The organism is Kribbella sp. NPDC020701 (genome assembly GCF_055562215.1).
The window spans coordinates 503,972-527,200 of record NZ_JBVHFT010000001.1; the positions used below are offsets into that span (position 1 = coordinate 503,972).

Genomic DNA, 23,229 nt, shown 5'->3' on the forward strand with positions numbered 1-23,229 from the left:
CCGCATCGGTGGTCGGCGGGGTGGCACGATGATGGGGACAATGAGCGGTTCCGGGGTGCGAGTTTTGTGGTGCGGGATCTGCGGGGCGCGCGGTTCGTTGACTGTGATTTGAGTGGGGTGCGGATCGTCGACGGGTGTTTGGTGGATGTCGATGTGTCGGGGTGGGTCAGCAACCTCGTAGTGAACGGGGTCGACGTCACTGGGTACGTCGAGGCTGAGCTTGATCGGCGGCATCCCGAGCGGGTGCAGTTGCGCGGGATACGGAACGCGGACGACTTCCGGGCGATGTGGGGGACGGTTGAAGGGCTCTGGTCGGAGTTGACGGCGCGGGCTGAGCGGCTGCCGGAGTCGGTTCGGTACGAGCGTGTCCACGATGAGTGGTCGTTCGTCGAGACCCTGCGGCACCTCGTCTTCATCACGGACTCGTGGGTGAGCCGCACGATTCTCGACGAGCCGAGCCCGTTCCACCCGCTCGCGCTGCCGCAGACCGCGTACGCTCCGGCGGATGCCGCGGCGCTCGGCATGGATCTCGACGCACAACCGACGTACGACGAGGTGCAGGCGGCGCGGGCGGATCGGATGGCGGTGGTGCGCGGCGTACTCGACGGGTTGACCGACGCCGACCTCGGCCGACCCTGCCTACGGTCACCAGCGCCCGGCTACCCCGAGGAGGAACGGCCCGTCGGTGAATGCCTGGGCGTACTGATGGAGGAGGAGTGCGAGCATTACCGCTTCGCCTCCCGAGACCTCACCCTCCTCGAAGCCCGCTGACGCCGTCGGGAAGCGCACCGACTGGAAGCTCGCTGAAGCCGTCGGAAGCGCGCCGACTGGAAGCTCGCTGATCAGGTGAGGTCGATGCGCATCACGGTGCGGCGCAGGGTGGGGTGGGTGACCTGGCGGAAGCCGGCTTCTTCGAAGGCTTGGTGGGGGCCGACGTGGAGCTCGCCCCAGGTGATGGTGCGGCCGGGTTGGGTGAACATCGGGTAGGCCTCGAGGGCGCGGGCGCCGCGGGTGCGGGCGTGGTCGATGGTGGCGCGGGCGAGCTGGTAGGTGAGACCGCGGCCGCGGAAGCCCTTGCGGACGGCCATGCAGGTGACGGCCCAGACGCTGTCGTCGTCCTTGTCCTCGGAGCGGTCCGTCCACGGCACGCGCGAGGTCCGGAGCTTCACGTACGCCGTGCGCGGTTCGACCGCGACCCAGCCCGCCGGTTCGCCGTCGACGTACGCGACCAGACCGCTCGTGGACGGCGCGTCCGGGATCCCGCACGCGGTCTGGTCCTGCAGCATCCCCATCCGCTCGTCCAGGGTCGAGGCGGTCCAGATCCAGCCGCGGATCTTGAACCGCTGACACTGGCAGTACCCGGCGTCGGTCGTACCGAAGATCGCCTGAAGGTCCTCCCACGACGCTTCGTTGGCCGGTACGAACGTCACCTGCGTGTCCTCGATCACCTGCCGCATGCCCGCAGGTTAACCCCGGTTCCGGACGATCCACGTCCGGAACAAAATCCCACGCCGTGCAGCCGAACCGCGGCTAGGTTGGGGCGCATGCACCGCAGCCGCGTGTCTACCTTCCTGATCGACGTACGCCGGGACGACACCGACCGAGCCGCCACCTTCTGGGCCGAGGCCCTGGGCGTACGGACGTCGTCGCCGGCGGGCGAGCCGCAGTACACCACTCTCCACGAGGGACTGCCCGGCTATGTGCTGGCGATCCAATCGGTCGACGACGAACCGCGCTACCACCTCGACATCGAAACCGACGACGTCGCCGCCGAGGTCAAGCGACTTCAAGACCTGGGCGCCGTCGAGGTCTCCAGCTGGCAGGGCTGCCACACCCTGCAGGCTCCCGGCGGCCATCTCCTCTGTGTCATCCCGGTCCACAGCGACCCGACGTACTTCACCGACAACGCGACCAAATGGGGGATCGAATGACGGATCTTGCGGGGACGTTCCAGCACGAAGCGGTGGCGGAGGCCTACCAGCATCGCCCGCCGTACCCGGATGAGGTCTTCGACCGGCTCGAAGCGCTGATCGCCGACGAGCCGCGGCGCGTGCTGGACATCGGCGCTGGTGAAGGTGCGATCGCGCGACCGTTGGCGCCCAGGGTTGAGCGCGTCGACGCGATCGACATCTCGCAAGCGATGGTCGACGCGGGGAAGCGCCGGCCCGGCGGGGATCAGGAGACGATCCGCTGGCAGGTGAGCGGCATCGAGACGGCCGAGCTTGATGGCCCGTACGCACTCGTCACCGCCGGCGCGAGCATCCACTGGATGCCGTGGGAGGAGACGTTCGCCCGGATCGTCCCGCACCTGACCCCCAACGCGCAGCTCGTCGTGATCGAGCACGGTCCGGTGGACCAACCGTGGTGGGACGATCTCGTCAAGGTCATCGAACGCCACTCGCGCAAGCAGAACCACGACCCGAGGTTCAGTGTGGTGGACGCGATCCGCGAGCGCGGGCTGCTCGAGCTGACCGGTACGGCGAGGACCGCGCCGGTGACGTATCACCAGCGGGTCGCCGACTACATCGAACAGTTCCACTCGACCTCGAGCCTGGCCCGCGACCTGATGCCCGCCGACGAGGCGGCCGAGTTCGATGCCGGCGTCGAGGCGGCCGTGCGCCCTTACGTGCAGGACGGCGTACTGGCGCTGCAGATCGAGGCCGAGCTGAGCTGGGGCCGGCCGCTAGCCCTCTAGCGCGTCGGCGCGGGACTGGAGATACCGCTGCTCCGGCGCGCTCTGCGTCAGCCGCGCTGCGAGCTGATAGGCGGCCCGGGCGGCCGGCTGGTCGCCCGACAGCTCGAGCAGATGAGCACGTACGGCGGCCAGCCGGTGGTGATCCTTCAACGCGGGATCGGCGTCGTCGAGCAGCGCCAGCCCCGCCGCCGGCCCGTGCACCATGGCGACCGCGACGATCCGGTTGAGCGTGACCATCGGACCGGGCGCGGTCGACTCGAGCAGTTCGTACAGCATCAGGATCTCGCGCCAGTCGGTGTCCTCGGCCCGCTTCGCCTCGTCGTGGACCGCGGCGATCGCGGCCTGCAGCTGGTACGCGCCGACCGGTGCGGACCGCAGCGTCGACGCGATCAACTCGGTGCCCTCGGCAATCGCCTGCGCGTCCCACAGCGTCCGGTCCTGTTCCGGCAACGGCACCAGCGCGCCGTCCGCCGTCGTCCGCGCGGGCCGGCGCGCATCCGTGAGCAGCAGCAACGCGAGCAGCCCGGCCACCTCGCCCTCGGCGGGCAGCTCCGCGTGCAACTGCCGGGTCAACCGGATCGCTTCCGTGCTCACCTCGACCCGGTGCAGCGACGACCCGGACGACGCGGTGTAGCCCTCGTTGAAGATCAGATACAGCACCTGCAGTACGGCGGCCAGCCGCTCAGGCTGCTCGGCCGCCGGTGGCAAGGCGAACCGGGCACCCTGCAACTTGGCCTTCGCCCGGCTGATCCGCTGCCCGATCGTTGCCTCCGGCACCAGAAACGCCCGGGCGATCTCGCTGGTGGTCAGCCCGCCGACAGCCCGCAAGGTGAGCGCGATCTGCGACTGCGGAGTGAGCGACGGATGACAGCAGAGCATCAGCAGCGTCAGCGAGTCGTCGACCGAGGACGCGGGCTCCGGTTCCGGAGCGGTGGCGATCGTCTCCTCCCGCCGCTGCCGCGCCGCCTCGCTGCGCAGTACCTCGATCCGGCGCCGCGACGCGACCGTGATCAGCCAGCTGCGCGGATTGTCCGGTACGCCGTCACCCGGCCACTGCAGTGACGCGGCCAGCAGCGCCTCCTGGACGGCGTCCTCGCACGCGTCGAAGTCGCCGTACCGGCGGACCAGCGCGCTGAGCACCTGCGGCGCCTGCTCCCGCAGCAGCTCCTCGAGCTGCATCAGGTGTACGCCGACAGGTCGCGGACCGGCCGCACTTCGACGACGCTGAACGGCGCCTCCGGGATCTGCCCGACGATCTCGACGGCACGGTCCATGGAGTCGCAGTCGAGCAGGTAGAACCCGGCCAACTGCTCCTTGACCTCGGCGAACGGTCCGTCGGTGGTCATCGGCCGGCCGTCCCGGACGAGCACCTGCTTGGTGAGGCCCGGGTCGTCCAGCGACTCCGACGCGACCAGCTCCCCGCGCGCGGCGAGTGCCTCGTGCAGAGCGGCGTACCCGGCCATGCCCTCTTTCTTCTGCTCGTCGGTCAGCGAGTCCCACACCGCCCGGGACTCCGGGTTGCCGTAAATGAGCACCAGGAACTTCATGCCTACCCCTCCCGTTTGTACAACGAGCTAAGCATCACCCTTGCGTATCGATCGGGTCACTGGTTTGCAGCGGGCGTAGCGGGAACGGGGCCGGCGCGTTCAGGTATCAGGGGAAGGCCCGGCCTGCCCCGGGATGGCCGGGCGTAAACCTGTCGACGCGCCCAAGTACAGTTACGACCGGTATTTCAGGGTGGAGAGAGGGAGGGGTCGCGTGCCGGAGGTGGAAGTGTCCGACCGGGTGCTCACGATCCCGAACGCGCTCAGCTTCCTCCGGTTGCTGGGAGTGCCGCTGTTCCTGTGGCTGATCCTCGGCCCGGAGGAGGACGGCTGGGCGCTGCTGGTGCTGGCCGTCTCCGGGTTCACCGACTGGGCCGACGGCCAGATCGCCCGCCGGATGAACCAGACCACCCGGCTCGGCCAGATGCTCGACCCGGTCGCGGACCGGCTCTACATCTTCGCGACCGTGATCGGCCTGGCGCTACGCGACATCATCCCGTGGTGGCTGGCGATCGCGCTGCCACTGCGTGATCTGCTGCTCATCTTCACCCTGCCGGCGCTGCACCGGCGCGGTTTCAACGCGCTGCCGGTGCACTTCCTCGGCAAGTCGGCCACGTTCTGCCTGCTGTACGCGTTCCCGCTGCTCCTGCTCGGCGACGGCGACAGCACCCTCAACCTGCTCGCCCGCGTGTTCGGCTGGGCGTTCGCGATCTGGGGGACCGGTCTGTACTACTGGGCCGGCGCTCTGTACTTCGCTCAGCTGCGCCACCTCGTCCAGACGGTGAAACCGATCAACGACCCGGCCGGGTAGACCGTGACCCAGCCTGCGCCACCGAAGTCTGCGCCACCGAAGGATGGCCCGCCGAAGCCGCGCCGTGTCGACGCGTCGATGTCGCTGCTGAACAACCTGATGGCGCACCCGCTCGACGAGGGGTACGCCGTCGCCGCCCGGACCCGGCCGAAACAAGGCGGCAAACCGTTCCGGTCCAGACACCGGGTGATGCTGGTGGCGGCCACGCTCGTGCTCGGCTTCCTGCTCGCGGTCGCGGCCGCGCAGAACTACCGCAGTGCGCCCGCGGCGGAGCAGCAGCGCGACGAGCTGGTCACCCGGATCAACCAGGCCGACACCCGGCTGAACGGCCTGCGCACCCAGCAGACCCAGCTGGCCGACGAGGTACGCCGGTTGCAGGCGAGCGGACTGGGTAACACCAGCTCGGGCGCGACGTTGCAGCAGCAGCTGGACGACCTCGAGCTGCGCACCGGCGCGATCGCGGTCACCGGTCCGGGCCTCAAGGTGGTGGTCGACGACGCGAAGGACGCCGACAAGGAAGGCCGCCTGCTCGACGTCGACCTGCAGCAACTGGTCAACGGCCTGTGGACCTCGGGCGCGGAGGCGATCTCGGTGAACGGTCATCGGCTCACCTCGCTGACCGCGATCCGGGGTGCGGGCAGCGCGATCACGGTCGACTACAGTTCGCTGACCCCGCCGTACACAGTGCTCGCGATCGGGGACACGGCGACCGTGCCGGCCCGGTTCGCGCAGAGCTCGGGTGGCCAGTGGGTGCAGTACCTGGTCAGCAACTTCGATGTCCGGATGACGATCACGACGGAGGATTCCGTGCTGGTGCCGGCCGATGCGACCATCGCGTTGCGTTACGCGAAGGTGAGGTCGAGATGATCGCCGTACTCGGGCTGGTGATCGGTGTCGTGATCGGCCTGCTGGTCGCGCCCGACGTCCCGGAGTGGGCCCAGCCGTACCTGCCGATCGCCGTGGTCGCCGCCCTCGACGCGGTGTTCGGGGCGCTGCGGGCGTTCCTGGACGGGATCTTCGACGACAAGGTGTTCGTCGTCTCGTTCGTGTCGAACGTCCTGATCGCGGCACTGATCGTCTACCTGGGTGACCAGCTGGGCGTCGGCTCGCAGCTGTCCACCGGCGTGGTCGTCGTCCTCGGTATCCGGATCTTCACCAACATGGCCGCCATCCGCCGGCACATCTTCAGGGCCTGACATGAGCGACGACAAACCCGATCCGAAGCCCGATCCGAAGCCCGGCGCGAAGCCCGATCCGGTCGAGCCGCAGCCGGTCGAGCCGCAGCCGGCCGAATCGCAGCCGGTCGAGCCGCAGCCGGCCGAATCGCAGGCGGTCGAGCCGCCGCAGCCGGGCGGGCCGACGCCGATGCCGCAGCCGAAGAAGCCGCGGACGCCGAACCTGGCGCTGCGCCGGCTCAAGGCCGGGTTCAAGCCGTCCCGCGGCCAGGCGATCGTCGCCGTCGTCCTGGCGCTCGTCGCCTGCATGGCCGTCGTCCAGGTCCGGGTGAACCGGGCCGACGACGGGTACCAGAACGCCCGCCGCGAGGATCTGATCGCGATCCTCGACGGCCTCGGCCAGAACACCCGCCGGCTGGAGAGCGAGATCGCCGAGCTGGAGGAGCGGAAGAACTCGCTGTCCTCCAGCGCCGACAAGGCCCAGACCGCGCGCGAGCAGGCCGAGGCCCAGGTCCGGGTGCTCGGCATCCTGGCCGGCACGCTGCCCGCGACCGGACCCGGCGTCCGGATCACGCTGAACGACCCCCAGGGCAAGATGACCTCGAGCAACCTGCTGGACGCGATCGAGGAGCTGCGCGATGCCGGCGCCGAGGCGATCCAGATCAACGGGTCCGCCCGGGTGGTCGCGAGTACGGACTTCGTCGACGACGCGCCGGGGATCCGGATCGACGGTCAGAAGGTGAATTCGCCGTACGTTGTCGAGGCCATCGGGGAGTCGCACAACCTGGCCGAGGCGGCCAACTTCCCGGGCGGCCTGGTCAGCGAGGTGACCGGTCCGCAGGTGGGTGGCACGGCCGAGGTGAACGAGCTCGACTCGGTCCAGATCACCGCCTTGCACGCGCCGGAGGAGCATCGCTACGCTCGCCCGGCGCCCAGCCCGACCAAGTAGGCCAGACGTTCCCAGCAGAAAGAGGACCGAGGTGTACCCCGAAGACCTGAAGTACACGGCCGAGCACGAGTGGGTGAAGGCCGGCGAGGGCCCGGTGCGGGTCGGTATCACCGACTTCGCGCAGGACGCGCTCGGTGACATCGTGTACGTGCAGCTGCCCGAGGTGGGCAGCGCGGTGCGGGCCGGCGACGCCTGTGGCGAGCTGGAGTCGACCAAGAGCGTCAGCGACCTGTTCGCGCCGGTCAACGGCACCGTGACCGCCGTCAACGAGGCGCTCGCCGACCAGCCGGACCTGGTCAACAGCGACCCGTACGGCGAGGGCTGGCTGCTCGACATCGAGCTCGAGGACACCGCCGAGGTGGAGGCGCTGATGGACGCCGAGACCTACCAGGGACAGCTCGACCAGAGCTGAGCGTCACCGGCCGGCAACGGGCTTGGCCGGGACTGATAGGTTGGCCGGACCTCAACCGCTGGTCGAGGGTTGAGGTCCGCGAATCTGCGTCCACACTTGTTCACACGGGGTCATTCGAGAACGTCGCCGGACCGCCGGCGATCGGGAGGATCACAGCATGCCGTTCTGCAACCAGTGCGGGCACGAGAACTCCGAGGGCAGCCGGTTCTGCTCGCAGTGCGGAGCGATGCTTCCTGGCGCGGACCGCCCGGCGGCAGCCCCGGCGGCCCCGCCGGCGACTCCTGGTGTCACCGACACCGCGATGCTGACCCCGATCGGTGTGGAGCCCGAGCCCGAGCGCACCGGCGAGCCGCTGTCGGTGGAGGACGAGGCCGCGGTCGGCGCGCTGCCGGCCGGGTCCGCACTGCTGATCGTCCAGCGCGGCCCGAACGCGGGCAGCCGGTTCCTGCTCGACGTCGACGTGGTCACCGCCGGCCGGCACCCGGACAGCGACATCTTCCTCGACGACGTGACGGTGTCCCGCCGGCACGCCGAGTTCCGCCGGGACGCGAACGGCGTGAAGGTCCGCGATGTCGGCAGCCTCAACGGCACCTACGTGAACCGGGACCGGATCGACGAGGTCCGGCTGACCAACGGCGACGAGGTCCAGATCGGCAAGTACCGGTTGGTGTACTACGCCAGTGGCCAAGCCTGATCCGGCCATCGAGGGCCGCGGCATCGGAGCGGTGCTGCAGCTGCTGCAGGCTGAGTTCGCGGACGTCACCATCTCCAAGATCCGCTTCCTCGAGGCCGAGGGACTGGTGACACCGGCGCGGACCGCGTCGGGCTACCGGAAGTTCAGCGCCGCGGACGTCGAGCGGCTGCGGTACGTGCTGACCGCGCAGCGTGACCACTATCTGCCGCTGAAGGTGATCAAGGAACACCTCGGTGCGATCGACCGCGGTCTGCGTCCGGCGGCCGGTGGCCCACCGGTCGCCCCGAGTTCGTTGCCGCAGACCCCGGGGCAGCCGGCGCCGGTGGACTTCGGTGCCGACGGCATCGAGCTGAAGCTGACCCGGGCGGAGCTGCGCGCGGCCGCGGGGATTTCGGCGGAGCTGCTGGACCAGTTGGAGAGCCACGGCCTGGTGGTGGCCCGTGGCAACCACTACGGCGGGGACGCGATCGTCGTCGCCCGAGTGGCCGCGGAGTTCGCGCCGTACGGGATCGAGCCGCGGCACCTGCGGCAGTTCCGTACGGCGGCCGATCGCGAGGTCGGCCTGATCGAGCAGGTCACCGGGCCCCGCCGTACCGAGCAGACCGAGGAGCTGGCCGCGCTGGCCGTCCGGTTGCACACGGCGCTGGTGCGTTCCCGGCTGCCCCGCTAGCCACCCCGAGGGCCTACCAGGACGAACACCTCGGAGTAGGCTGAAGGTGTGCGCGAAGTCGACGTGGTCGGAGTCCGGGTAGAGATGCCCTCGAGTCAGCCGATCGTGCTGCTCCGGGAGGTCGGCGGAGAGCGTTACCTGCCGATCTGGATCGGCGCGGCCGAGGCGAGTGCGATCGCGTTCGCCCAGCAGGGCATGGAGCCACCCCGGCCCCTGACCCACGACCTGTTCGCCGAGACGATCCGCGTGCTCGGGCACACGCTCAGTCAGGTCCGGATCGTGAACCTGACCGACGGCGTGTTCGAAGCGATCCTGGTCTTCGACGACAAGACCGAGATCTCCGCGCGGCCGTCGGACTCGATCGCCCTGGCGCTGCGCACCGGGACACCGGTGTTCTGCACCGAGGAGATCCTGGCCGAGGCCGGCATCCCGGTTCCGGACAGTGAGGACACCGGCGCCGACGAGGTGGAGGAGGAAGAAGAGGTCGAGCGCTTCCGCGAGTTCCTCGACCAGGTGACTCCGGAGGATTTCGACAAGAGCTGACGTCCGGGAGGTGCGGCGGGAGCGGTCAGCCGACCGGCGTGGTACAAGACCAGATAGGTAACGATTCGGGCGGCGGTCGCGACACGCTCTCCGCTCGGCGCGGTTGTCGTTGACCCTCCCAGGTCGGCGGCTTACCTTGAAGGAGTTGTGGGGTGTTGTCACTCCACGGATGTGACCCGTTCCAGTCGGTACCCAGGGAGGCTCAGGCGTGACACGCACCGGCGACACGGATCTGACGGCGCAGTCGACGTCCGAAGCACGCGCCGAGGCGGCGGCCGCCGCCGGCGTTCAGGGTCTGCTCTTCGACGACGACCTGCGGCCGATGCCGGAGGACGTCGGGTTCCGTGGTCCGACGGCGTGCGCCGCGGCCGGGATCACCTACCGTCAGCTCGACTACTGGGCCCGTACCGGCCTGGTCTCCCCGTCCGTGCGCCCGGCGACCGGCTCCGGCACGCAGCGGTTGTACGGTTTCCGTGACGTCCTGTTGCTCAAAGTGATCAAGCGGCTGCTCGACGCCGGCATCTCACTGCAGCAGATCCGGACCGCGATCGCCCACCTGAGCAAGCAGGGCATCGACGACCTGACCCAGATCACGCTGATGAGCGACGGTGCCTCGGTCTACATGTGCACCTCGCCGGACGAGGTGATCGATCTGCTGGCCGGTGGCCAGGGCGTGTTCGGGATCGCCCTCGGTGGTGTCTGGCGCGAGGTCGAGGGTTCGCTGTCGGAGCTGCCGACCGAGCGTGCCGACGGCCACGAGGACGGCGACGGCCACGGCAACGACGAACTCGCCGCCCGCCGCCGCGCCCGCATGACCGGCTGACCTGTTCTTCACCCTGTGCGCCCACTCACCGCCAACGCGCTACGCGGTGTGTGGGCCACTTCGTTGTTACCCCTCGACGCTCGCGGGCTGCTGCCCGAACTGTTCGGGGATTCCTGGTAGCCTCGGGGCAGCCGTACACAGCACTCGGGAGAGACCCGTTCATCCGGGCGCCGAAGGGGCAATTCCTCCCCGGAACCTCTCAGGCCCATGGACCGAGTGCCACAGGCGACTCTGGAGCGCCCCCGCGTGAGCTGGGCGTGACAGAGGGGGAGGCGACCGGAAGCACTGTCAGCAACGGAGCCTCTAGATGAACAACTCACCCCAGCTCTCGGCGACCTTCGCCGACCGGCACATCGGACCCCGCCCGGACGAGATCGCCCGGATGGTCCAGCTTCTCGGGTACGACGACGTCGACGCGCTGGTGGATGCCGCGGTGCCGGCGTCCATCCGGTCCGCCGAGGCGCTCCGGCTACCCGAACCGGCCTCCGAGGTCGACGCTCTCACCGAGCTGCGCCAGCTGGCCGCTCGCAACACCGTGGCCACCTCGATGATCGGCCAGGGGTACTACGGCACCTTCACGCCGTCGGTCATCGTCCGGCGCCTCGTCGAGAACCCGGCCTGGTACACCGCGTACACGCCGTACCAGCCGGAGATCTCCCAGGGCCGGCTCGAGGCGCTGCTGAACTTCCAGACCGCCGTCTCCGACCTGACCGGTCTGCCGACCGCCAACGCGTCGCTGCTGGACGAGGGCACCGCGGCGGCCGAGGCGATGACGCTGGCGCACCGGTCGAACAAGAAGAGCAAGTCCGACCGCTTCCTGGTCGACGCCGACTGCTTCGCGCAGACCATCGCCGTGGTCCAGACCCGCGCCGAGGCGCTGGGCATCGAGGTCGTCGTCGCCGACACGACCGACGGTCTGCCCGAGGGTGACTTCTTCGGCTTCCTGGTGCAGTACCCCGGCTCCGGTGGTGTCGTCCGTGACCTCAAGCCGCTGATCGCCGCCGCGCACGAGCGCGACACCCTGGTCGCGGTCGCCTCCGACCTGCTCGCACTGACGGTGCTCGAGGCCCCGGGTGAGTCCGGCGCCGACATCGTGATCGGGTCCTCGCAGCGCTTCGGCGTACCGCTGTTCTACGGCGGTCCGCACGCCGGCTTCATGTCCGTCCGGACCGGTCTCGAGCGGTCGTTGCCGGGTCGCCTCGTCGGCGTCTCGGTCGACGCCGACGGCGCACCGGCGTACCGGCTGGCGCTGCAGACCCGCGAGCAGCACATCCGTCGCGAGAAGGCGACCTCCAACATCTGTACGGCGCAGGTCCTGCTGGCCGTGGTCGCGTCGATGTACGCCGTCTACCACGGGCCCGACGGCTTGCAGGCGATCGCCGAGCGGGTCCACGGGTACGCCGGCAAGCTGGCCGCGTCCCTGCGCGCGGGTGGTGTCGAGGTTGTGCACGCCGACTTCTTCGACACCGTGCTCGCCCGGGTTCCCGGCCAGGCCGCGGACGTCGTCGACGCCGCCCGGCAGAACGGCATCTGGCTCCGGCAGGTCGACGCGGACCACGTCGGCATCTCCTGTGACGAGAAGACCGATGTCGCCGCGCTGACCCGGGTCTGCCAGTCCTTCGGCGTCCGGTACGACGGTTCGCTCGACGCGCCCGCGGTGGCCGTCCCGCGGACGACGGACTACCTGACGCATCCGGTGTTCAACACGCATCGGTCCGAGACCGCCATGCTGCGGTACCTGCGCAAGCTGTCCGACTACGACTACGCGCTGGACCGCGGGATGATCCCGCTCGGGTCCTGCACGATGAAGCTGAACGCGACCACCGAGATGGAGCCGGTCACCTGGCCGGAGTTCTCCGATGTGCACCCGTTCGCGCCGATCGAGGACGCGGCCGGGTACGTGACGCTGATCGGCCAGCTGGAGCGCTGGCTGGCCGAGGTGACCGGGTACGCGAAGGTCTCGATCCAGCCGAACGCGGGCTCGCAGGGTGAGCTCGCCGGTCTGCTCGCGATCCGCGGGTACCACCACGCGCAGGGCGACTTCGAGCGGAACGTCTGCCTGATCCCGGCGAGTGCGCACGGCACGAACGCCGCCTCCGCGGTGATGGCCGGCATGAAGGTGGTCGTTGTCAAGGGCAACGATGACGGCACGATCGACCTGGACGACCTGCGGGCGAAGGCTTCCGAGCACGCTGCGCACCTCGCGGCGATCATGATCACCTACCCGTCGACGCACGGCGTGTACGAGGAGAGCGTGCGCGAGGTCTGCCAGATCGTCCACGACCACGGCGGCCAGGTGTACGTCGACGGCGCGAACCTGAACGCGCTGCTCGGCCTGGCCAAGCCCGGTGAGTTCGGCGGCGACGTCAGCCATCTGAACCTGCACAAGACGTTCTGCATCCCGCACGGCGGCGGTGGTCCGGGTGTCGGACCGGTGGCCGTGGCCGAGCACCTGGCGCCGTACCTGCCGAACCACCCGCTGCTGGATCAGGCCGGTCCGGAGTCCGGGGTCGGGCCGATCAGCGCCGCGCCGTTCGGTTCCGCCGGTGTGCTGGCGATCTCGTGGGCGTACATCCGGATGATGGGTGCCGAGGGCCTGACGGCCGCCACGAAGGCCGCCGTACTGACCGCGAACTACGTGGCGAAGCGGCTCGAGGGCGCCTTCCCGGTGCTCTACACCGGCGAGAACGGCCTGGTCGCGCACGAGTGCATCCTGGATCTGCGGCCGATGACCAAGGAGACCGGGATCAGCGTCGACGACGTCGCGAAGCGGCTGATCGACTACGGCTTCCACGCGCCGACGATGTCGTTCCCGGTGGCCGGCACGCTGATGGTGGAGCCGACCGAGTCCGAGGATCTCGGTGAGCTCGACCGGTTCTGCGACGCGATGATCGCGATCCGGCACGAGATCGACCGGGTCGCGGCGGGGGAGTGGCCGGCCGCCGACAACCCGCTGGTGAACGCGCCGCACACCGCCGAGTCGGTGATCAACGACAAGTGGGAGCACGCCTACACCCGCGAGGAGGCCGCGTTCCCGCGCTCGGTCGACCGGACCTCCAAGTACTGGCCCCCGGTCCGCCGCATCGACGGCGCCTACGGCGACCGCAACCTCATCTGCTCCTGCCCATCCCCGGAGGCCTTTGAGTGACCCTGGTTCGACCTGATACCGCCGCCGCGCTCTTGGCCGGGATTGCGGCGGCGCAGAGCGAAGGGAAGTTGCCGTCGGTGAATGCCGGCCTGGTCCGGGACGGGGCGCTGGTGTGGACCGGGTCGCGGGGCCAGTTCGCGACCGTCGATGGTGGGGTGCCAGGGCCGGACGTGCAGTACCGGATCGGGTCGATCACCAAGACGCTGACCGCTGTGCTGGTGCTGCAGTGCCGTGACGACGGGTTGCTCGCGCTGAACGATGCCGTGGGCAAGCATCTGCCGGGGATCGCGTTCGGTGATCGGACGATCCGGCACCTGCTCGCGCACAGCGGCGGGATGAACGCCGAGCCCGATGGCCCGTGGTGGGAGCGGAGTCCGGGTGTCACGTTCGACCAGCTGACGGCGGCGATGGACGAGTCGCAGGCCGTGGGTCCGGCCGACCGTCGCCATCACTACTCGAACCTCGGCTACGGACTGCTCGGTGAGATGGTCGCCCGGTTGCGGGGCTCGTCGTGGCTCGAGCTGGTTCAGGAACGCATCCTCGATCCGCTCGAGATGCGTCGTACGACGTACTTCCCGTCGGGGGCGTCCGCACAAGGGTTCTCCGTGCATCCGTTCAGCGGTCAGCTGGTGGAGGAACCGGCGTACGACGCGGGGGCGATGGCGCCGGCCGGGCAGTTGTGGAGCACGATCGAGGACCTGGCGAAGTACGCGATGTTCTTGATCGACCCGGTCTACGAGGTGCTCCACCGGGACACGGTCGAGGAGATGGCGGCACCGATGGCCGCGGATCCACGGGAAGGGCTGACCGCGTCGTACGGACTGGGTCTGCGACTGATTGCCGACGACCCGCACCTGCTGGTCGGGCACACCGGCTCGATGCCCGGCTTCCTGGCCGGCCTGTTCGTCGACCGCGCCCGCCGGCTCGGCGCTGTCACCTTGGGCAACGCCACCTTCGGCCGAGTCGCCTCGTTGCCACCCGACTTGATCGACACGCTGGCCACGTACGAGCCCATCCTGCCGCCCGAGTGGCTGCCTGAGCCTCCGCTGACCCAAGGCTCAGATCTCCTCGGCCACTGGTACTGGGGCAACACCCCGCTCACCATGTCCGTGTCCGCCGGCATCCTCCAACTCGCCGGCGGCCTCACCACCCGCTTCTCCCCGCTGGCGCCCGACCTCTACCAAGGCCGCGACGGCTACCTGGCCGGCGAGAAACTCCGAGTAATCCGCAAGGGCACCACCATCACCCACCTCAACATCGCCACCTTCGTCTTGACCAGGACGCCGTACGGGCTAGGCGATGATCTCGACCAGGCGTAGGCCTTCGGTTGGGCCGGTGACGGACAGTTCCGCGACCTGGCCGATCCCTCTGACGTAGTACTTGTTGTCCAGGACGTCTGGTTCGAGCGCGGTTGTCTCGGCTGTGCGGAGGGCGTGGCGGAAGGTGCCGAGGGGGACGGTCACCTTGGCGTTGCGGCCGACGACCCAGAAGATGTCCTCGGCGTGGCCGGCGTACCACTCCTGGCGGAACTTGCGGCCGAGTTGTGGGTGGGCCTGCATGAAGACCCCGGGCTGCGCGCCGTCGACGCCCGCGTGGAAGCTGCCTTCGCGGCTGACGACGCGACCGCGGCTGTCCAACTCGGCAGTGTCCTCGCCGAAGTACCAGACGTTGCCGCAGCGGTCCTGGGCGTAGTAGTCGCTGGTGCGCTCCTCCAGGACGTTGTTCAGGTAGAGGCGGTCCTCGACGATCCGGGTCCGGACTCCCGCGATCACTCTGGTCCGGGACGTCGTGACGACCAGGTTGAGGGCCTTCTCACCGTCCTTGACGCCGGTGGAGACCAGCGTGCGCCCGGGTTTGAGCGGGAACCACGGGTTGGTCACGTTCGGCGAGAAGTCGTCGGGGTTGATCTTCGGGTGGTAGTGGCTGCCGGGTCCGAACACCGGCAGTTTGCACGTCGACGGGTGGCGGTGGTCCGGGTGCGCGGAGCTTGTGGTGGGGGTGGCGCCGGCGAGCAGGGCGGCGACTGCGAGCAGGACACCGGGCTTCATCCAGCCGATCATGAGCTGTGCTCCTTTCGTTCACGATTCAGCCTGCGACCGAGGCGCTGAACGAGGCCTGAACGGGTGAGGCTCGCCACTGCGGGGGTGGCCGAGTTGACACGATGAGTCAGCGCGGCAAAAGTTAGGGCTGCCTTAGTAAGGCTTGCCTTACTCGACAACTTCTCCTGGGAGTCTGGATGTCGCAGCCCGCGCGTCTGACCGCGCTGCCCACACCCGTTCGCGACCCGTTCGCCGCGCGGTGGCCGCTCGCCTCGACGGTGTCGGATCGTGAGCGTGGACCGTTGCCGCACGGGTCGCCGGCGGAGGTACTGCGGCGTGCGGCGGAGGTCCTGGGCGAGCCGCGAATCCCGTCGACCGGGGTCGGCGAATCCGCGGCGCTGGACCTGATCGCGGGCCTACTCGAGGAGAACGGGATCGACCTGAGCCACCCGCACGCGGCCGCGCACCTGCAGCCGCCGGTGCTGCAGGTCGCGGTGGACGCGGACGCACTGGCGTCGGCGAGCAACGCGTCGATGGACACCTACGACTCCGGTCCCGCGACGCTCGCGATCGAGCAGTGGGTGGTCAAGGCGCTGGCCGGCCTGGCCGGGTTCGGTCCGGCGGCGGACGGCGTACTCACGCCGGGCGGCTCGATCTCGAACCTGCTCGCCGTGCTGATCGCTCGCGACGTCGCGGCCGCCGCTGCGGGAGTCGACGTACGGCGCAATGGCCTGCAGGGACTCGATCGCCCGGTGGTGTTCTGCTCCGAGCTCGCCCACTTCTCGGTCCAGCGAGCCTGCGCCGCCCTCGGGCTCGGTGAGGAGGCCGCGATCACGATCGCCTCCGACAAGAACTTCCGGATGCGCACCGACGTACTGGCCGACGAGCTCGCCAAACCCGGCCGTACGCCGGTCGCGGTGATCGCCACGGCCGGTACGACGGACTTCGGCACGGTGGACCCGATCGCGCCGATCGCCGAGCTGGCCCGACGGTACGGCGCCTGGGTGCACGTGGACGCGGCGTACGGGTTCGGGGCGTTGTTCTCGGATCGGCTCGCGGCGCTGCTCGCGGACCTGCCGCACGCGGACTCGGTCACGCTGGACCTGCACAAGATCGGCTGGCAGCCGGCCGCGACCAGCGTGCTGCTGGTGGCTGACCGGAACCGGTTCGCCGCCTTCGGCCGCTCGGTGGACTACCTGAACCCGGCCGACGACATCGACTCCGGGCTGGACGGTCTGCTCGGCAGGAGCCTGCAGACCACCCGTCGTCCGGATGCGGTCAAGGTCGCCACCACACTGACGGCATACGGGCGGGCCGGACTGGGCACAATGCTCGACACCTGTCACGAGCTCGCGCACGCCGCCGCGGCCCGGGTCGTTGCCGACAGCAACCTTGAGTTGCTGGCGCCGGTGACCCTGACCACGGTGCTGTTCCGGGTCGCCGGGCAGGGGCTGGAGGCGTCCGCGGCGGATGCCCTCCAGGGTGAGGTCCGGCGCCGGTTGCTGACGTCCGGGCGGGTGCTGATCGGCCGGACGAAGCTCCCGGCCCGCGGCGGCCGCCCGGCGGCGGTCGCGTTGAAGCTGACGCTGCTGAACCCGAATGCCACTGCGACGGACATCGAGAATCTGCTCGATCAGGTCGTAGCCACCGGCTTGAACGTGCTGGCGGAAACTGGCGAAGGAGCAGCGTGAGTTCTGTACTTTGGCCGGGCCTTCGGCGCCGGCGTGGTCATGGGGCTTGGTCTCCCGGCCTTCCCTCGTCGCTCCAGTCGCTTCGCTCCCTCCGCTCCTCAGTCCAGGCCGGGAGGCCCCATGACCTCGACAGCGGCTGTTGCACATCTCAATGCGATCCTGCGGTGCTATACGCGGGAGACCGCTGTGCCTGTGGCCGTGGGGACGCTGAGCTTCCAGGTCGGCGACTCGACCGTCACAGCGCGCGTGGAGCACGCGTCGCGGACCGGTTTGCACCAGTTCGCCGATGTGCAGGTCGACGGCGTACCGGCGGTTCCTGAAGACCTGGTCAGGTTGCTGTCCGCGGATGCGGATCCGGTTGAAATCGACGACCTGGCGGCGCGGACCGCGGAGTCTGTGCGCAACGTCGACCTGTTCGTGTCGGCGGCTGACGGTGAACGCGGGCCGGGGCGCTTCCTGGAGTTGGAGCAGGCGTTGCTGCTCGGGCACCTGAATCACCCTGCGCCGAAGAGCCGGGACGGACTGAGCGGTGACGAACTGGCGGCGTACTCGCCGGAGCTCGGTGGCCGCTTCGCACTGCACTGGTTCGAAGCCGATGCCGAGCTGGTGTCGTCGGACCAAGTGGCCGGCGCGCCCTCGCTACAGGGACTGGACGCCGTGCAGTTGATGGGCGCGCTGGCCGGTATCACTCCGTCGGCCGGGCGGATGCTGATCCCGGCCCATCCGTGGCAGGCGGCGTCCGTACTGCAGCGTCCGCGGGTGGCCTCGCTCGTCAAGGCCGGCCGGGTGAAGGCTCTCGGTCCGCAGGGTGCCGAGTGGTACCCGACGTCGAGTCTGCGGACTGTTTTCCACCCGGACCTGCCAGTGATGCTGAAGCTGTCGCTCGGACTGCGCATCACCAACTCCCGGCGCGAGTCGACGCCGACCGAGCTCCGCCGCGGGCTGGAGATCAACCGGCTGCTGGACGCGGCCTACAACGCCGGTACGGCGACCGCGCACCCGCGGTTCACCATCGTCCGCGACCCCGCGTGGGTTGCTCTTGACGAAGGTGGACCAACATTGACTGGTCTTGACGTTGCTGTACGAGAGGTGCCGGCAGATGTCAACAGTTATGCATGTTTGGCCGGTCTTGTTGCGCCGCGTCCGGGTGGTGTCAGTCGTCTGAGCGAGTACGCCGCGGAGGACCCGGCCGGCTGGGTGGCGACGTACATCGACCATGTGTTGATCCCGATGCTGCACCTGTACGCCGAGACCGGCATCGGACTGGAAGCACACCAGCAGAACACCCTCGTCCGGCTGGATGGGCTCGGGCGGATCAAGGGCGGTGCGTATCGCGACAACCAGGGCTACTACCTGGCTTCGTCGTACCTGCGCGGTTTGCTCGGCGTGACCGGCCTGAGCGACTCGACGCTGGCAGTTGTCGATGATCCGATTGTCGACGATCGACTGACCTACTACCTGCTGCACAACCAGGCGCTGGCCGCTGTCGGCTGCCTGGCCGTGGACGGGCTTGCGGACGAGGGCGAGCTGCTGAGCGTGGTGCGCGATCGGCTGACGCTGGCGTTGCCCTTGCTGAAGGCGGCTGGGCCGGATGGCGATCGGCTGGCCCGGCGCTGGCTCGAGGCGGAGACGCTGCCGTGCAAGGCCAACATGATGACCCGGCTGCGCGGCATCGACGAGGTCGTCGCCCCGCTGGATGCGCAGTCGGTCTATCTCGACATCCCGAACCCGCTCCGATGAGGTGTGATACCGGGCCGATGCTCCACCTGGACAACGGTTTCGACCTCCGCCCGGCCGGTGCCGAGGATGCCGGCAGGATCGCGTTGTGGATGGCGCAGCCGCACATCAGGCAGTGGTGGCACCAGGACTGGTCGGTGGAGCGCTGGGCGCAGGAGATCACCCGGCAGGCGGTGGGGGAGCACTCGGTGCCGTGCGTGGCCGCGGTCGACGCGGAGGACTTCGGGTACGTCGAGTTGTACCGAGTACGGCACGACCGGTTGGCGGAGTACTACGCCAGCGACGAGCACGACTGGGGAGTGCACGTCGCCATCGGTGACCTCACCAGGGTCGGACGCGGGCTCGGGCGCCAACTGCTGCGTGCGCTCGCGGATGCGGTGCTGCGGGCCGATCCGGCCTGTCAGCGAGTCGTGGCCGAGCCGGACCTCGAGAACACGCCGTCCGTCCGTGCGTTCGTCGCGGCCGGCTTCGTCCAGCAAGGGGAGCTGCAGTTGCCCGACAAGAGAGCACTACTGATGGTTCGCACCCGGACCATGCAGGAATCGGGAGGCATGACATGTACGACGTGATCGCGATCGGCTGCGGCCCGTTCAACCTCGGGCTGGCTGCGCTGGCGTCCGGTGTGGACGACGTACAACTCGCTGTGCTGGACAGCCGGCCCGAGTTCACCTGGCACCGCGGGCTGATGTTCGACGACGCGATGCTGCAGGTGTCTTTCCTGGCGGACCTGGTCAGCCTGGTGGAGCCGGCGCATCCGTTGTCGTTCCTGTCGTATCTGCGGGACAACGACCGGCTGTACCAGTTCTATGTACGGGAGAAGTTCCATCCGACGCGGCGCGAGTACGAGACGTACCTGCGCTGGTGTGCGGCGCAGCTGGACTCACTGCACTTCGGCCACCACGTGCGGGACGCTGTGTGGACCGGCTCTGCGTTCGAGCTCACTGTGGAGCGCGGCGACGTCGTGGAGACGTTCGAGACCCGGCATCTGGTCGTTGGAGTGGGCACTGAGCCCGCTGTTCCGGCTGCACTGGCCGGACTGCCCGAGGAGCGGTTCCTGCACTCCGCGGACTACCTGTTCCGGCGGGAGGACCTGCTACGGACCGGTCGGGTCACGGTCGTCGGGTCCGGCCAGTCCGGTGCGGAGTGTGCTCTCGACCTGCTGCGCGCCAACGCCGACGGTGGGCCTGCAGTGTCGTGGCTGACCCGGACTCCGTCGTTCACACCGCTGGACTACTCGAAGCTCGTGCTGGAGATGACGACACCGTCGTACGTCGACTACTTCCACGCACTGGACGAGGCGGCCCGCGACAAGTTGGTCAAGGAGCAGTGGCGGCACTACAAGGGCATCTCGTCGGACACCCTCGATGACATCCACGACGTGCTCTACCAGCGCGATCTGAGTGCTGCGCCCGTCGCACCGGTCGAGCTGCAGGTCGGCGTGGCCGTGGTGTCCGCGGTGGCTCGTGCAGACGGTGTCGAGCTGACGCTGCAGCACTCCGACAGCGGCAGGACGTTCCAGCACCACTGCGACGCCGTGGTGGCGGCCACCGGCTACCGCAACCGCACGCTGCCCTTTCTGACGTCGGTGGAGGATCGGATCACGCGTGACGCCGCGGGGCGTTGGGTGATCAACCGGGACCACAGTGTTCACGCGGACGACGAACTCGCGGGCCGGATCTTCGTGGCGAACGCGGATCTGCACAGCCATGGTGTCGCTGCTCCGGACCTGGGCATCGGGGCGATCCGCAATGCGGGCATCCTGAACAGCGTGGCCGGGCGTGAGGTGTTCCGCTTGCCCAAGTCCACGGCCTTCACGACCTTCGCCATCCCCGGATGAATCACTGGGATCGCTGTTCGGCAGAGCTGCTGGCGAAGCTGATCTCGCAGTTCTGCACGGAGAACCTGCTGCAGCCTGTCGACAATCGCCTGGACTTGGGTGAGGTGTCATACACCTTCGAGGCGACCCGTGGCGCGTTTGGCAGCTGGCGGGTCGCAGTCGACTCGGTACGCCGTACCACGGCCGGCATCCTCGGGAACGACGAGAGTGAGGTCGCGACCGACCCAGTGCAGTTCCTCGTCGACGCGGCCGGCGTACTGGGGCTGGACGGGTCAACCGTGGCTGGCTATGTCGCGGAGTTGACCAGCACGCTGGCGGCCGACGTACGGATGGCTTCCAGTGCTGTGCCGGCTTCTGAGCTGTTGGAGCTGCACCACAGCCGGTTGGAAGGGCATCTGACCGGTCATCCGTTGCTGGTGGCCAACAAGGGCCGACTAGGGTTTTCTGCGGAGGACAGTCTGCGCTATACGCCGGAGGCACGGACTCCGCTGCGCTTGGTGTGGCTCGCCGTACGGCGTGGGCTTGCAGAGTTCCGCGGTACGCCGGACTTGTCGGAGCACTCGGTGGTCGGGCGTGAGCTGGGCCCATCGGTGTTGGAGGAGTTCCGCGGTCAGCTAGTCGATCCGGACTCGTATGTATGGCTTCCGTGTCACCCGTGGCAGTTGGACCACGTCGTACGAACGCAGTGGGCGCGTGAGCTGGCCACGGGGGAGATCGTCGTACTGGGGGAAGGGCCGGACGAGTACCTGCCCACGCAGTCGATCCGGACGATGGTGAACATCTCCTCACCCCTGCGATACCAGGTGAAGCTGCCCCTCAAGATCCTCAACACCTCGGTCTACCGCGGCATCCCCGAACACTGCACCCTCGCGGCTCCGATGATCACCCAGTGGCTCCGCGGCCTCTGGTACCGCGACGAGGTCTTCGCCCGCCTGGGCACGGAGTTGCTGGGCGAAGTCGCCTCCGTCACCGTCCGCCACCCACAACTCTCCACCGCCCCCGGCATCCCTTACCAATGGACGGAAACCCTAGGCTGCATCTGGCGCGACCCCGTCGACCCTCGCCTGCGGGAAGGCGAGACCGTCTGGCCCCTTGCCGCCGTCCTCCACCCCGGCCTGACCGAGGCCTTTGTCACCCGCTCCGGCGCCGAGGCCGCCACCTGGATCAGCCACCTCCTAGCCACCCTCCTCCGCCCCCTACTCCATCTCATGCACCACTACGGCATCACCGTGAACCCCCACGGCGAAAACCTAGTCATCATCTGCACCCCCGAAGGCCTCCCGTCCCGCCTGGTCATCAAAGACCTGGTCGACGACATCAACATCTCCACCACCCCCATCCTTGCCCGAGGCCCCGAACCCGACTCCCACCACCGAGTCCTCCCACGCAAGCCGTGGCACATCCTCCGCCAATATCTGGTAGACGCCCTCCTCCTAGGAGTCCTCAACCCCCTAGCCGACCTCAACCTCATCCCCGCCGAAACCTTCTGGGGCCTGGCCCGAGGCGAAGTCGACCTCTACACCACCACCCACCCCGAGTACGCCGACCGCCTGTCCGCCACCGCCCTCACCGCCGAAACCTTCGCCCGCTACCCCCTGAACGGCTACCGCCTGACCCTCGGCTACGCAGACCTGGCCACCCGCCCGCCAATCCCCACCACCGGCACGATCCCGAATCCGTTGTCGAATGCACATCCCATCCGCCCCGAATGCCCTTGATAGTCGAGCCCTCCATGCCTCGGGCATCAGATCGCGTTTCCCTGGGTAGAAATCCAGAGAGGCAACACGATTCTGTGAGCTGACGCGAAGATTGGCGCCGGCTCGCCAGGAGGGGGATCGATGCAGAGCCTGCTGCTTCTCTCATCCGACAACCTGAGCCAACTGCCGGTCACTCCCGAGGGAGCCTTCTACCCGGCGACGTCGGACTCTGCTCACTTGCCCAAACAGGACGGCCGCGACGCCGCGAACCGTTGGATCACGGCGGCGCGACGCCTGGCACTCCATCCCAGCTTCGAGAATTCGTACTTCCTCCGCGTCGCCACCCTCGAGACCCAGCGAGGCAAGGAAGTGCGATTCGACGAGACGGGGCGGCTCCGGACGGTCGACGGGTTGTCCCTCCGAGTCGTCGCGTCCATCTACGGCAAGGAGTATGCACCGGATGCGGAATTCAAGCTCACCTGCACGACAGACGGCACCAATGTTCGAGTCGCGTCAGAGGATGTCTGTCAAACGACTGCACCAATTGGCGTTACGGCAATGTGTCGACCGCGACGGTTTCATCAGGCGTCGCCGGGGAGAAACAGACTGGTAGGTGGAAATGCGAATGGTGACCGAGGGCGCTGACCAGTGGATTGTGGTCCCGGAGAGGTGAGCCGGCAGGTGTATGGACAGTTGGTCATGCCTTGATGTGCTTCACCGCGAAGGGTTAGCCGACGACTCTGTGAGCTGACGGCGCGGTTTTA

The 23,229-nt window shown here is 68.7% G+C and carries 24 protein-coding genes and 1 riboswitch; of the genes, 20 read left to right on the forward strand and 4 right to left on the reverse strand.

What is annotated here, in order from left to right:
- The first annotated feature begins 141 nt into the window (after nucleotides 1–141).
- Nucleotides 142–771: a DinB family protein gene (locus tag ACZ3HV_RS02295; protein WP_465680059.1), complete on the forward strand. Its 630-nt coding sequence runs from the start codon at nucleotides 142–144 to the stop codon at nucleotides 769–771.
- 71 nt (nucleotides 772–842) lie between these two features.
- Here ACZ3HV_RS02295 and ACZ3HV_RS02300 read toward each other — a convergent pair whose 3' ends face one another.
- On the reverse strand, nucleotides 843–1,457 hold the full coding sequence (locus ACZ3HV_RS02300) for a GNAT family N-acetyltransferase (RefSeq protein ID WP_465680061.1): 615 nt from the start codon (nucleotides 1,455–1,457) through the stop codon (nucleotides 843–845).
- A gap of 87 nt (nucleotides 1,458–1,544) precedes the next feature.
- On the opposite strand from ACZ3HV_RS02300, the gene ACZ3HV_RS02305 reads away from it, so the two are divergent.
- Complete coding sequence (locus ACZ3HV_RS02305; RefSeq protein ID WP_465680063.1) at nucleotides 1,545–1,931, forward strand: VOC family protein; 387 nt, start codon at nucleotides 1,545–1,547, stop codon at nucleotides 1,929–1,931.
- A complete protein-coding gene (locus ACZ3HV_RS02310) occupies nucleotides 1,928–2,695 on the forward strand; it encodes a class I SAM-dependent methyltransferase (protein WP_465680065.1) in 768 nt (255 codons plus the stop codon). The genes ACZ3HV_RS02305 and ACZ3HV_RS02310 overlap by 4 nt, the downstream gene beginning before the upstream one ends.
- On the opposite strand, the gene ACZ3HV_RS02315 is transcribed toward ACZ3HV_RS02310, so the two are convergent.
- Nucleotides 2,684–3,874 (reverse strand): RNA polymerase sigma factor, encoded by a 1,191-nt coding sequence (locus ACZ3HV_RS02315; RefSeq protein WP_465680067.1) that lies wholly within the window; start codon nucleotides 3,872–3,874, stop codon nucleotides 2,684–2,686. The genes ACZ3HV_RS02310 and ACZ3HV_RS02315 overlap by 12 nt on opposite strands.
- Nucleotides 3,874–4,242 carry a YciI family protein gene (locus ACZ3HV_RS02320; protein ID WP_465680069.1) on the reverse strand — a complete coding sequence of 123 codons (369 nt, stop codon included), beginning with the start codon at nucleotides 4,240–4,242 and terminating at the stop codon, nucleotides 3,874–3,876. Before ACZ3HV_RS02320 ends, ACZ3HV_RS02315 begins: the two co-directional genes overlap by 1 nt.
- Before the next feature lie 211 nt (nucleotides 4,243–4,453).
- Here ACZ3HV_RS02320 and ACZ3HV_RS02325 point away from each other — a divergent pair, with 211 nt between their 5' ends.
- The 11 genes from ACZ3HV_RS02325 (at nucleotide 4,454) to ACZ3HV_RS02375 (ending at nucleotide 14,783) form a co-directional block, all read left to right on the forward strand.
- Nucleotides 4,454–5,050 carry a CDP-alcohol phosphatidyltransferase family protein gene (locus ACZ3HV_RS02325; RefSeq protein ID WP_465680071.1) on the forward strand — a complete coding sequence of 199 codons (597 nt, stop codon included), beginning with the start codon at nucleotides 4,454–4,456 and terminating at the stop codon, nucleotides 5,048–5,050.
- 78 nt (nucleotides 5,051–5,128) lie between these two features.
- Nucleotides 5,129–5,917, forward strand: a complete 789-nt coding sequence (locus tag ACZ3HV_RS02330; protein ID WP_465680073.1) for a DUF881 domain-containing protein — start codon at nucleotides 5,129–5,131, stop codon at nucleotides 5,915–5,917.
- Nucleotides 5,914–6,246: a small basic family protein gene (locus tag ACZ3HV_RS02335; protein ID WP_131352136.1), complete on the forward strand. Its 333-nt coding sequence runs from the start codon at nucleotides 5,914–5,916 to the stop codon at nucleotides 6,244–6,246. The genes ACZ3HV_RS02330 and ACZ3HV_RS02335 overlap by 4 nt, the downstream gene beginning before the upstream one ends.
- Nucleotide 6,247: 1 nt before the next feature.
- The gene (locus ACZ3HV_RS02340; RefSeq protein WP_465680075.1) at nucleotides 6,248–7,174 is read left to right on the forward strand and encodes a DUF881 domain-containing protein; all 927 of its coding nucleotides are present in this window, start codon (nucleotides 6,248–6,250) and stop codon (nucleotides 7,172–7,174) included.
- A 31-nt stretch (nucleotides 7,175–7,205) separates the two neighbouring features.
- On the forward strand, nucleotides 7,206–7,586 hold the full coding sequence (gene gcvH, locus ACZ3HV_RS02345; RefSeq protein WP_465680077.1) for a glycine cleavage system protein GcvH: 381 nt from the start codon (nucleotides 7,206–7,208) through the stop codon (nucleotides 7,584–7,586).
- A 157-nt stretch (nucleotides 7,587–7,743) separates the two neighbouring features.
- The gene (locus ACZ3HV_RS02350) at nucleotides 7,744–8,280 is read left to right on the forward strand and encodes an FHA domain-containing protein (RefSeq protein ID WP_360378853.1); all 537 of its coding nucleotides are present in this window, start codon (nucleotides 7,744–7,746) and stop codon (nucleotides 8,278–8,280) included.
- Nucleotides 8,267–8,950 carry a transcriptional regulator FtsR gene (ftsR, locus tag ACZ3HV_RS02355; RefSeq protein ID WP_465680079.1) on the forward strand — a complete coding sequence of 228 codons (684 nt, stop codon included), beginning with the start codon at nucleotides 8,267–8,269 and terminating at the stop codon, nucleotides 8,948–8,950. Before ACZ3HV_RS02350 ends, ftsR begins: the two co-directional genes overlap by 14 nt.
- A 48-nt stretch (nucleotides 8,951–8,998) precedes the next feature.
- Nucleotides 8,999–9,493, forward strand: a complete 495-nt coding sequence (locus ACZ3HV_RS02360) for a bifunctional nuclease family protein (RefSeq protein WP_132143593.1) — start codon at nucleotides 8,999–9,001, stop codon at nucleotides 9,491–9,493.
- Nucleotides 9,494–9,701: 208 nt separating this feature from the next.
- A complete protein-coding gene (locus ACZ3HV_RS02365; RefSeq protein WP_465680081.1) occupies nucleotides 9,702–10,316 on the forward strand; it encodes a MerR family transcriptional regulator in 615 nt (204 codons plus the stop codon).
- A gap of 135 nt (nucleotides 10,317–10,451) precedes the next feature.
- A riboswitch (glycine riboswitch) is annotated at nucleotides 10,452–10,541 on the forward strand.
- A gap of 82 nt (nucleotides 10,542–10,623) precedes the next feature.
- Nucleotides 10,624–13,464, forward strand: a complete 2,841-nt coding sequence (gene gcvP / locus ACZ3HV_RS02370; RefSeq protein WP_465680083.1) for an aminomethyl-transferring glycine dehydrogenase — start codon at nucleotides 10,624–10,626, stop codon at nucleotides 13,462–13,464.
- On the forward strand, nucleotides 13,461–14,783 hold the full coding sequence (locus ACZ3HV_RS02375) for a serine hydrolase domain-containing protein (protein WP_465680085.1): 1,323 nt from the start codon (nucleotides 13,461–13,463) through the stop codon (nucleotides 14,781–14,783). Before gcvP ends, ACZ3HV_RS02375 begins: the two co-directional genes overlap by 4 nt.
- Here the strand turns inward: ACZ3HV_RS02375 and ACZ3HV_RS02380 are convergent.
- Nucleotides 14,757–15,524 (reverse strand): hypothetical protein, encoded by a 768-nt coding sequence (locus ACZ3HV_RS02380; RefSeq protein WP_465680087.1) that lies wholly within the window; start codon nucleotides 15,522–15,524, stop codon nucleotides 14,757–14,759. The genes ACZ3HV_RS02375 and ACZ3HV_RS02380 overlap by 27 nt on opposite strands.
- Nucleotides 15,525–15,700: 176 nt before the next feature.
- On the opposite strand from ACZ3HV_RS02380, the gene ACZ3HV_RS02385 reads away from it, so the two are divergent.
- The 6 genes from ACZ3HV_RS02385 (at nucleotide 15,701) to ACZ3HV_RS02410 (ending at nucleotide 23,110) form a co-directional block, all read left to right on the forward strand.
- Nucleotides 15,701–17,194, forward strand: coding sequence for a pyridoxal phosphate-dependent decarboxylase family protein (locus tag ACZ3HV_RS02385; RefSeq protein WP_465680089.1), 1,494 nt, complete (start codon nucleotides 15,701–15,703; stop codon nucleotides 17,192–17,194).
- A 186-nt stretch (nucleotides 17,195–17,380) separates the two neighbouring features.
- Complete coding sequence (locus tag ACZ3HV_RS02390; RefSeq protein ID WP_465680091.1) at nucleotides 17,381–18,934, forward strand: IucA/IucC family protein; 1,554 nt, start codon at nucleotides 17,381–17,383, stop codon at nucleotides 18,932–18,934.
- A 17-nt stretch (nucleotides 18,935–18,951) separates the two neighbouring features.
- A complete protein-coding gene (locus ACZ3HV_RS02395; protein ID WP_465680093.1) occupies nucleotides 18,952–19,500 on the forward strand; it encodes a GNAT family N-acetyltransferase in 549 nt (182 codons plus the stop codon).
- Nucleotides 19,488–20,768 carry a lysine N(6)-hydroxylase/L-ornithine N(5)-oxygenase family protein gene (locus ACZ3HV_RS02400; RefSeq protein ID WP_465680095.1) on the forward strand — a complete coding sequence of 427 codons (1,281 nt, stop codon included), beginning with the start codon at nucleotides 19,488–19,490 and terminating at the stop codon, nucleotides 20,766–20,768. Before ACZ3HV_RS02395 ends, ACZ3HV_RS02400 begins: the two co-directional genes overlap by 13 nt.
- The gene (locus tag ACZ3HV_RS02405) at nucleotides 20,765–22,486 is read left to right on the forward strand and encodes an IucA/IucC family protein (protein ID WP_465680097.1); all 1,722 of its coding nucleotides are present in this window, start codon (nucleotides 20,765–20,767) and stop codon (nucleotides 22,484–22,486) included. The genes ACZ3HV_RS02400 and ACZ3HV_RS02405 overlap by 4 nt, the downstream gene beginning before the upstream one ends.
- Before the next feature lie 120 nt (nucleotides 22,487–22,606).
- Nucleotides 22,607–23,110 carry a hypothetical protein gene (locus ACZ3HV_RS02410; RefSeq protein ID WP_465680098.1) on the forward strand — a complete coding sequence of 168 codons (504 nt, stop codon included), beginning with the start codon at nucleotides 22,607–22,609 and terminating at the stop codon, nucleotides 23,108–23,110.
- The last annotated feature ends 119 nt before the right edge of the window (nucleotides 23,111–23,229 follow it).

What these genes read in the sequence shown, in the direction of transcription:
- ACZ3HV_RS02300 (WP_465680061.1), bottom strand. Translation starts at nt 1,457, where the DNA reads ATGCGGCAGGTGATCGAGGACACGCAGGTGACGTTCGTACCGGCCAAC.
- ACZ3HV_RS02305 (WP_465680063.1), top strand. Translation starts at nt 1,545, where the DNA reads ATGCACCGCAGCCGCGTGTCTACCTTCCTGATCGACGTACGCCGGGAC.
- ACZ3HV_RS02310 (WP_465680065.1), top strand. Translation starts at nt 1,928, where the DNA reads ATGACGGATCTTGCGGGGACGTTCCAGCACGAAGCGGTGGCGGAGGCC.
- ACZ3HV_RS02315 (WP_465680067.1), bottom strand. Translation starts at nt 3,874, where the DNA reads ATGCAGCTCGAGGAGCTGCTGCGGGAGCAGGCGCCGCAGGTGCTCAGC.
- ACZ3HV_RS02320 (WP_465680069.1), bottom strand. Translation starts at nt 4,242, where the DNA reads ATGAAGTTCCTGGTGCTCATTTACGGCAACCCGGAGTCCCGGGCGGTG.
- ACZ3HV_RS02330 (WP_465680073.1), top strand. Translation starts at nt 5,129, where the DNA reads ATGTCGCTGCTGAACAACCTGATGGCGCACCCGCTCGACGAGGGGTAC.
- ACZ3HV_RS02335 (WP_131352136.1), top strand. Translation starts at nt 5,914, where the DNA reads ATGATCGCCGTACTCGGGCTGGTGATCGGTGTCGTGATCGGCCTGCTG.
- ACZ3HV_RS02340 (WP_465680075.1), top strand. Translation starts at nt 6,248, where the DNA reads ATGAGCGACGACAAACCCGATCCGAAGCCCGATCCGAAGCCCGGCGCG.
- ACZ3HV_RS02350 (WP_360378853.1), top strand. Translation starts at nt 7,744, where the DNA reads ATGCCGTTCTGCAACCAGTGCGGGCACGAGAACTCCGAGGGCAGCCGG.
- gcvP (WP_465680083.1), top strand. Translation starts at nt 10,624, where the DNA reads ATGAACAACTCACCCCAGCTCTCGGCGACCTTCGCCGACCGGCACATC.
- ACZ3HV_RS02380 (WP_465680087.1), bottom strand. Translation starts at nt 15,524, where the DNA reads ATGATCGGCTGGATGAAGCCCGGTGTCCTGCTCGCAGTCGCCGCCCTG.
- ACZ3HV_RS02385 (WP_465680089.1), top strand. Translation starts at nt 15,701, where the DNA reads ATGTCGCAGCCCGCGCGTCTGACCGCGCTGCCCACACCCGTTCGCGAC.
- ACZ3HV_RS02395 (WP_465680093.1), top strand. Translation starts at nt 18,952, where the DNA reads ATGCTCCACCTGGACAACGGTTTCGACCTCCGCCCGGCCGGTGCCGAG.
- ACZ3HV_RS02400 (WP_465680095.1), top strand. Translation starts at nt 19,488, where the DNA reads ATGTACGACGTGATCGCGATCGGCTGCGGCCCGTTCAACCTCGGGCTG.
- ACZ3HV_RS02405 (WP_465680097.1), top strand. Translation starts at nt 20,765, where the DNA reads ATGAATCACTGGGATCGCTGTTCGGCAGAGCTGCTGGCGAAGCTGATC.
- ACZ3HV_RS02410 (WP_465680098.1), top strand. Translation starts at nt 22,607, where the DNA reads ATGCAGAGCCTGCTGCTTCTCTCATCCGACAACCTGAGCCAACTGCCG.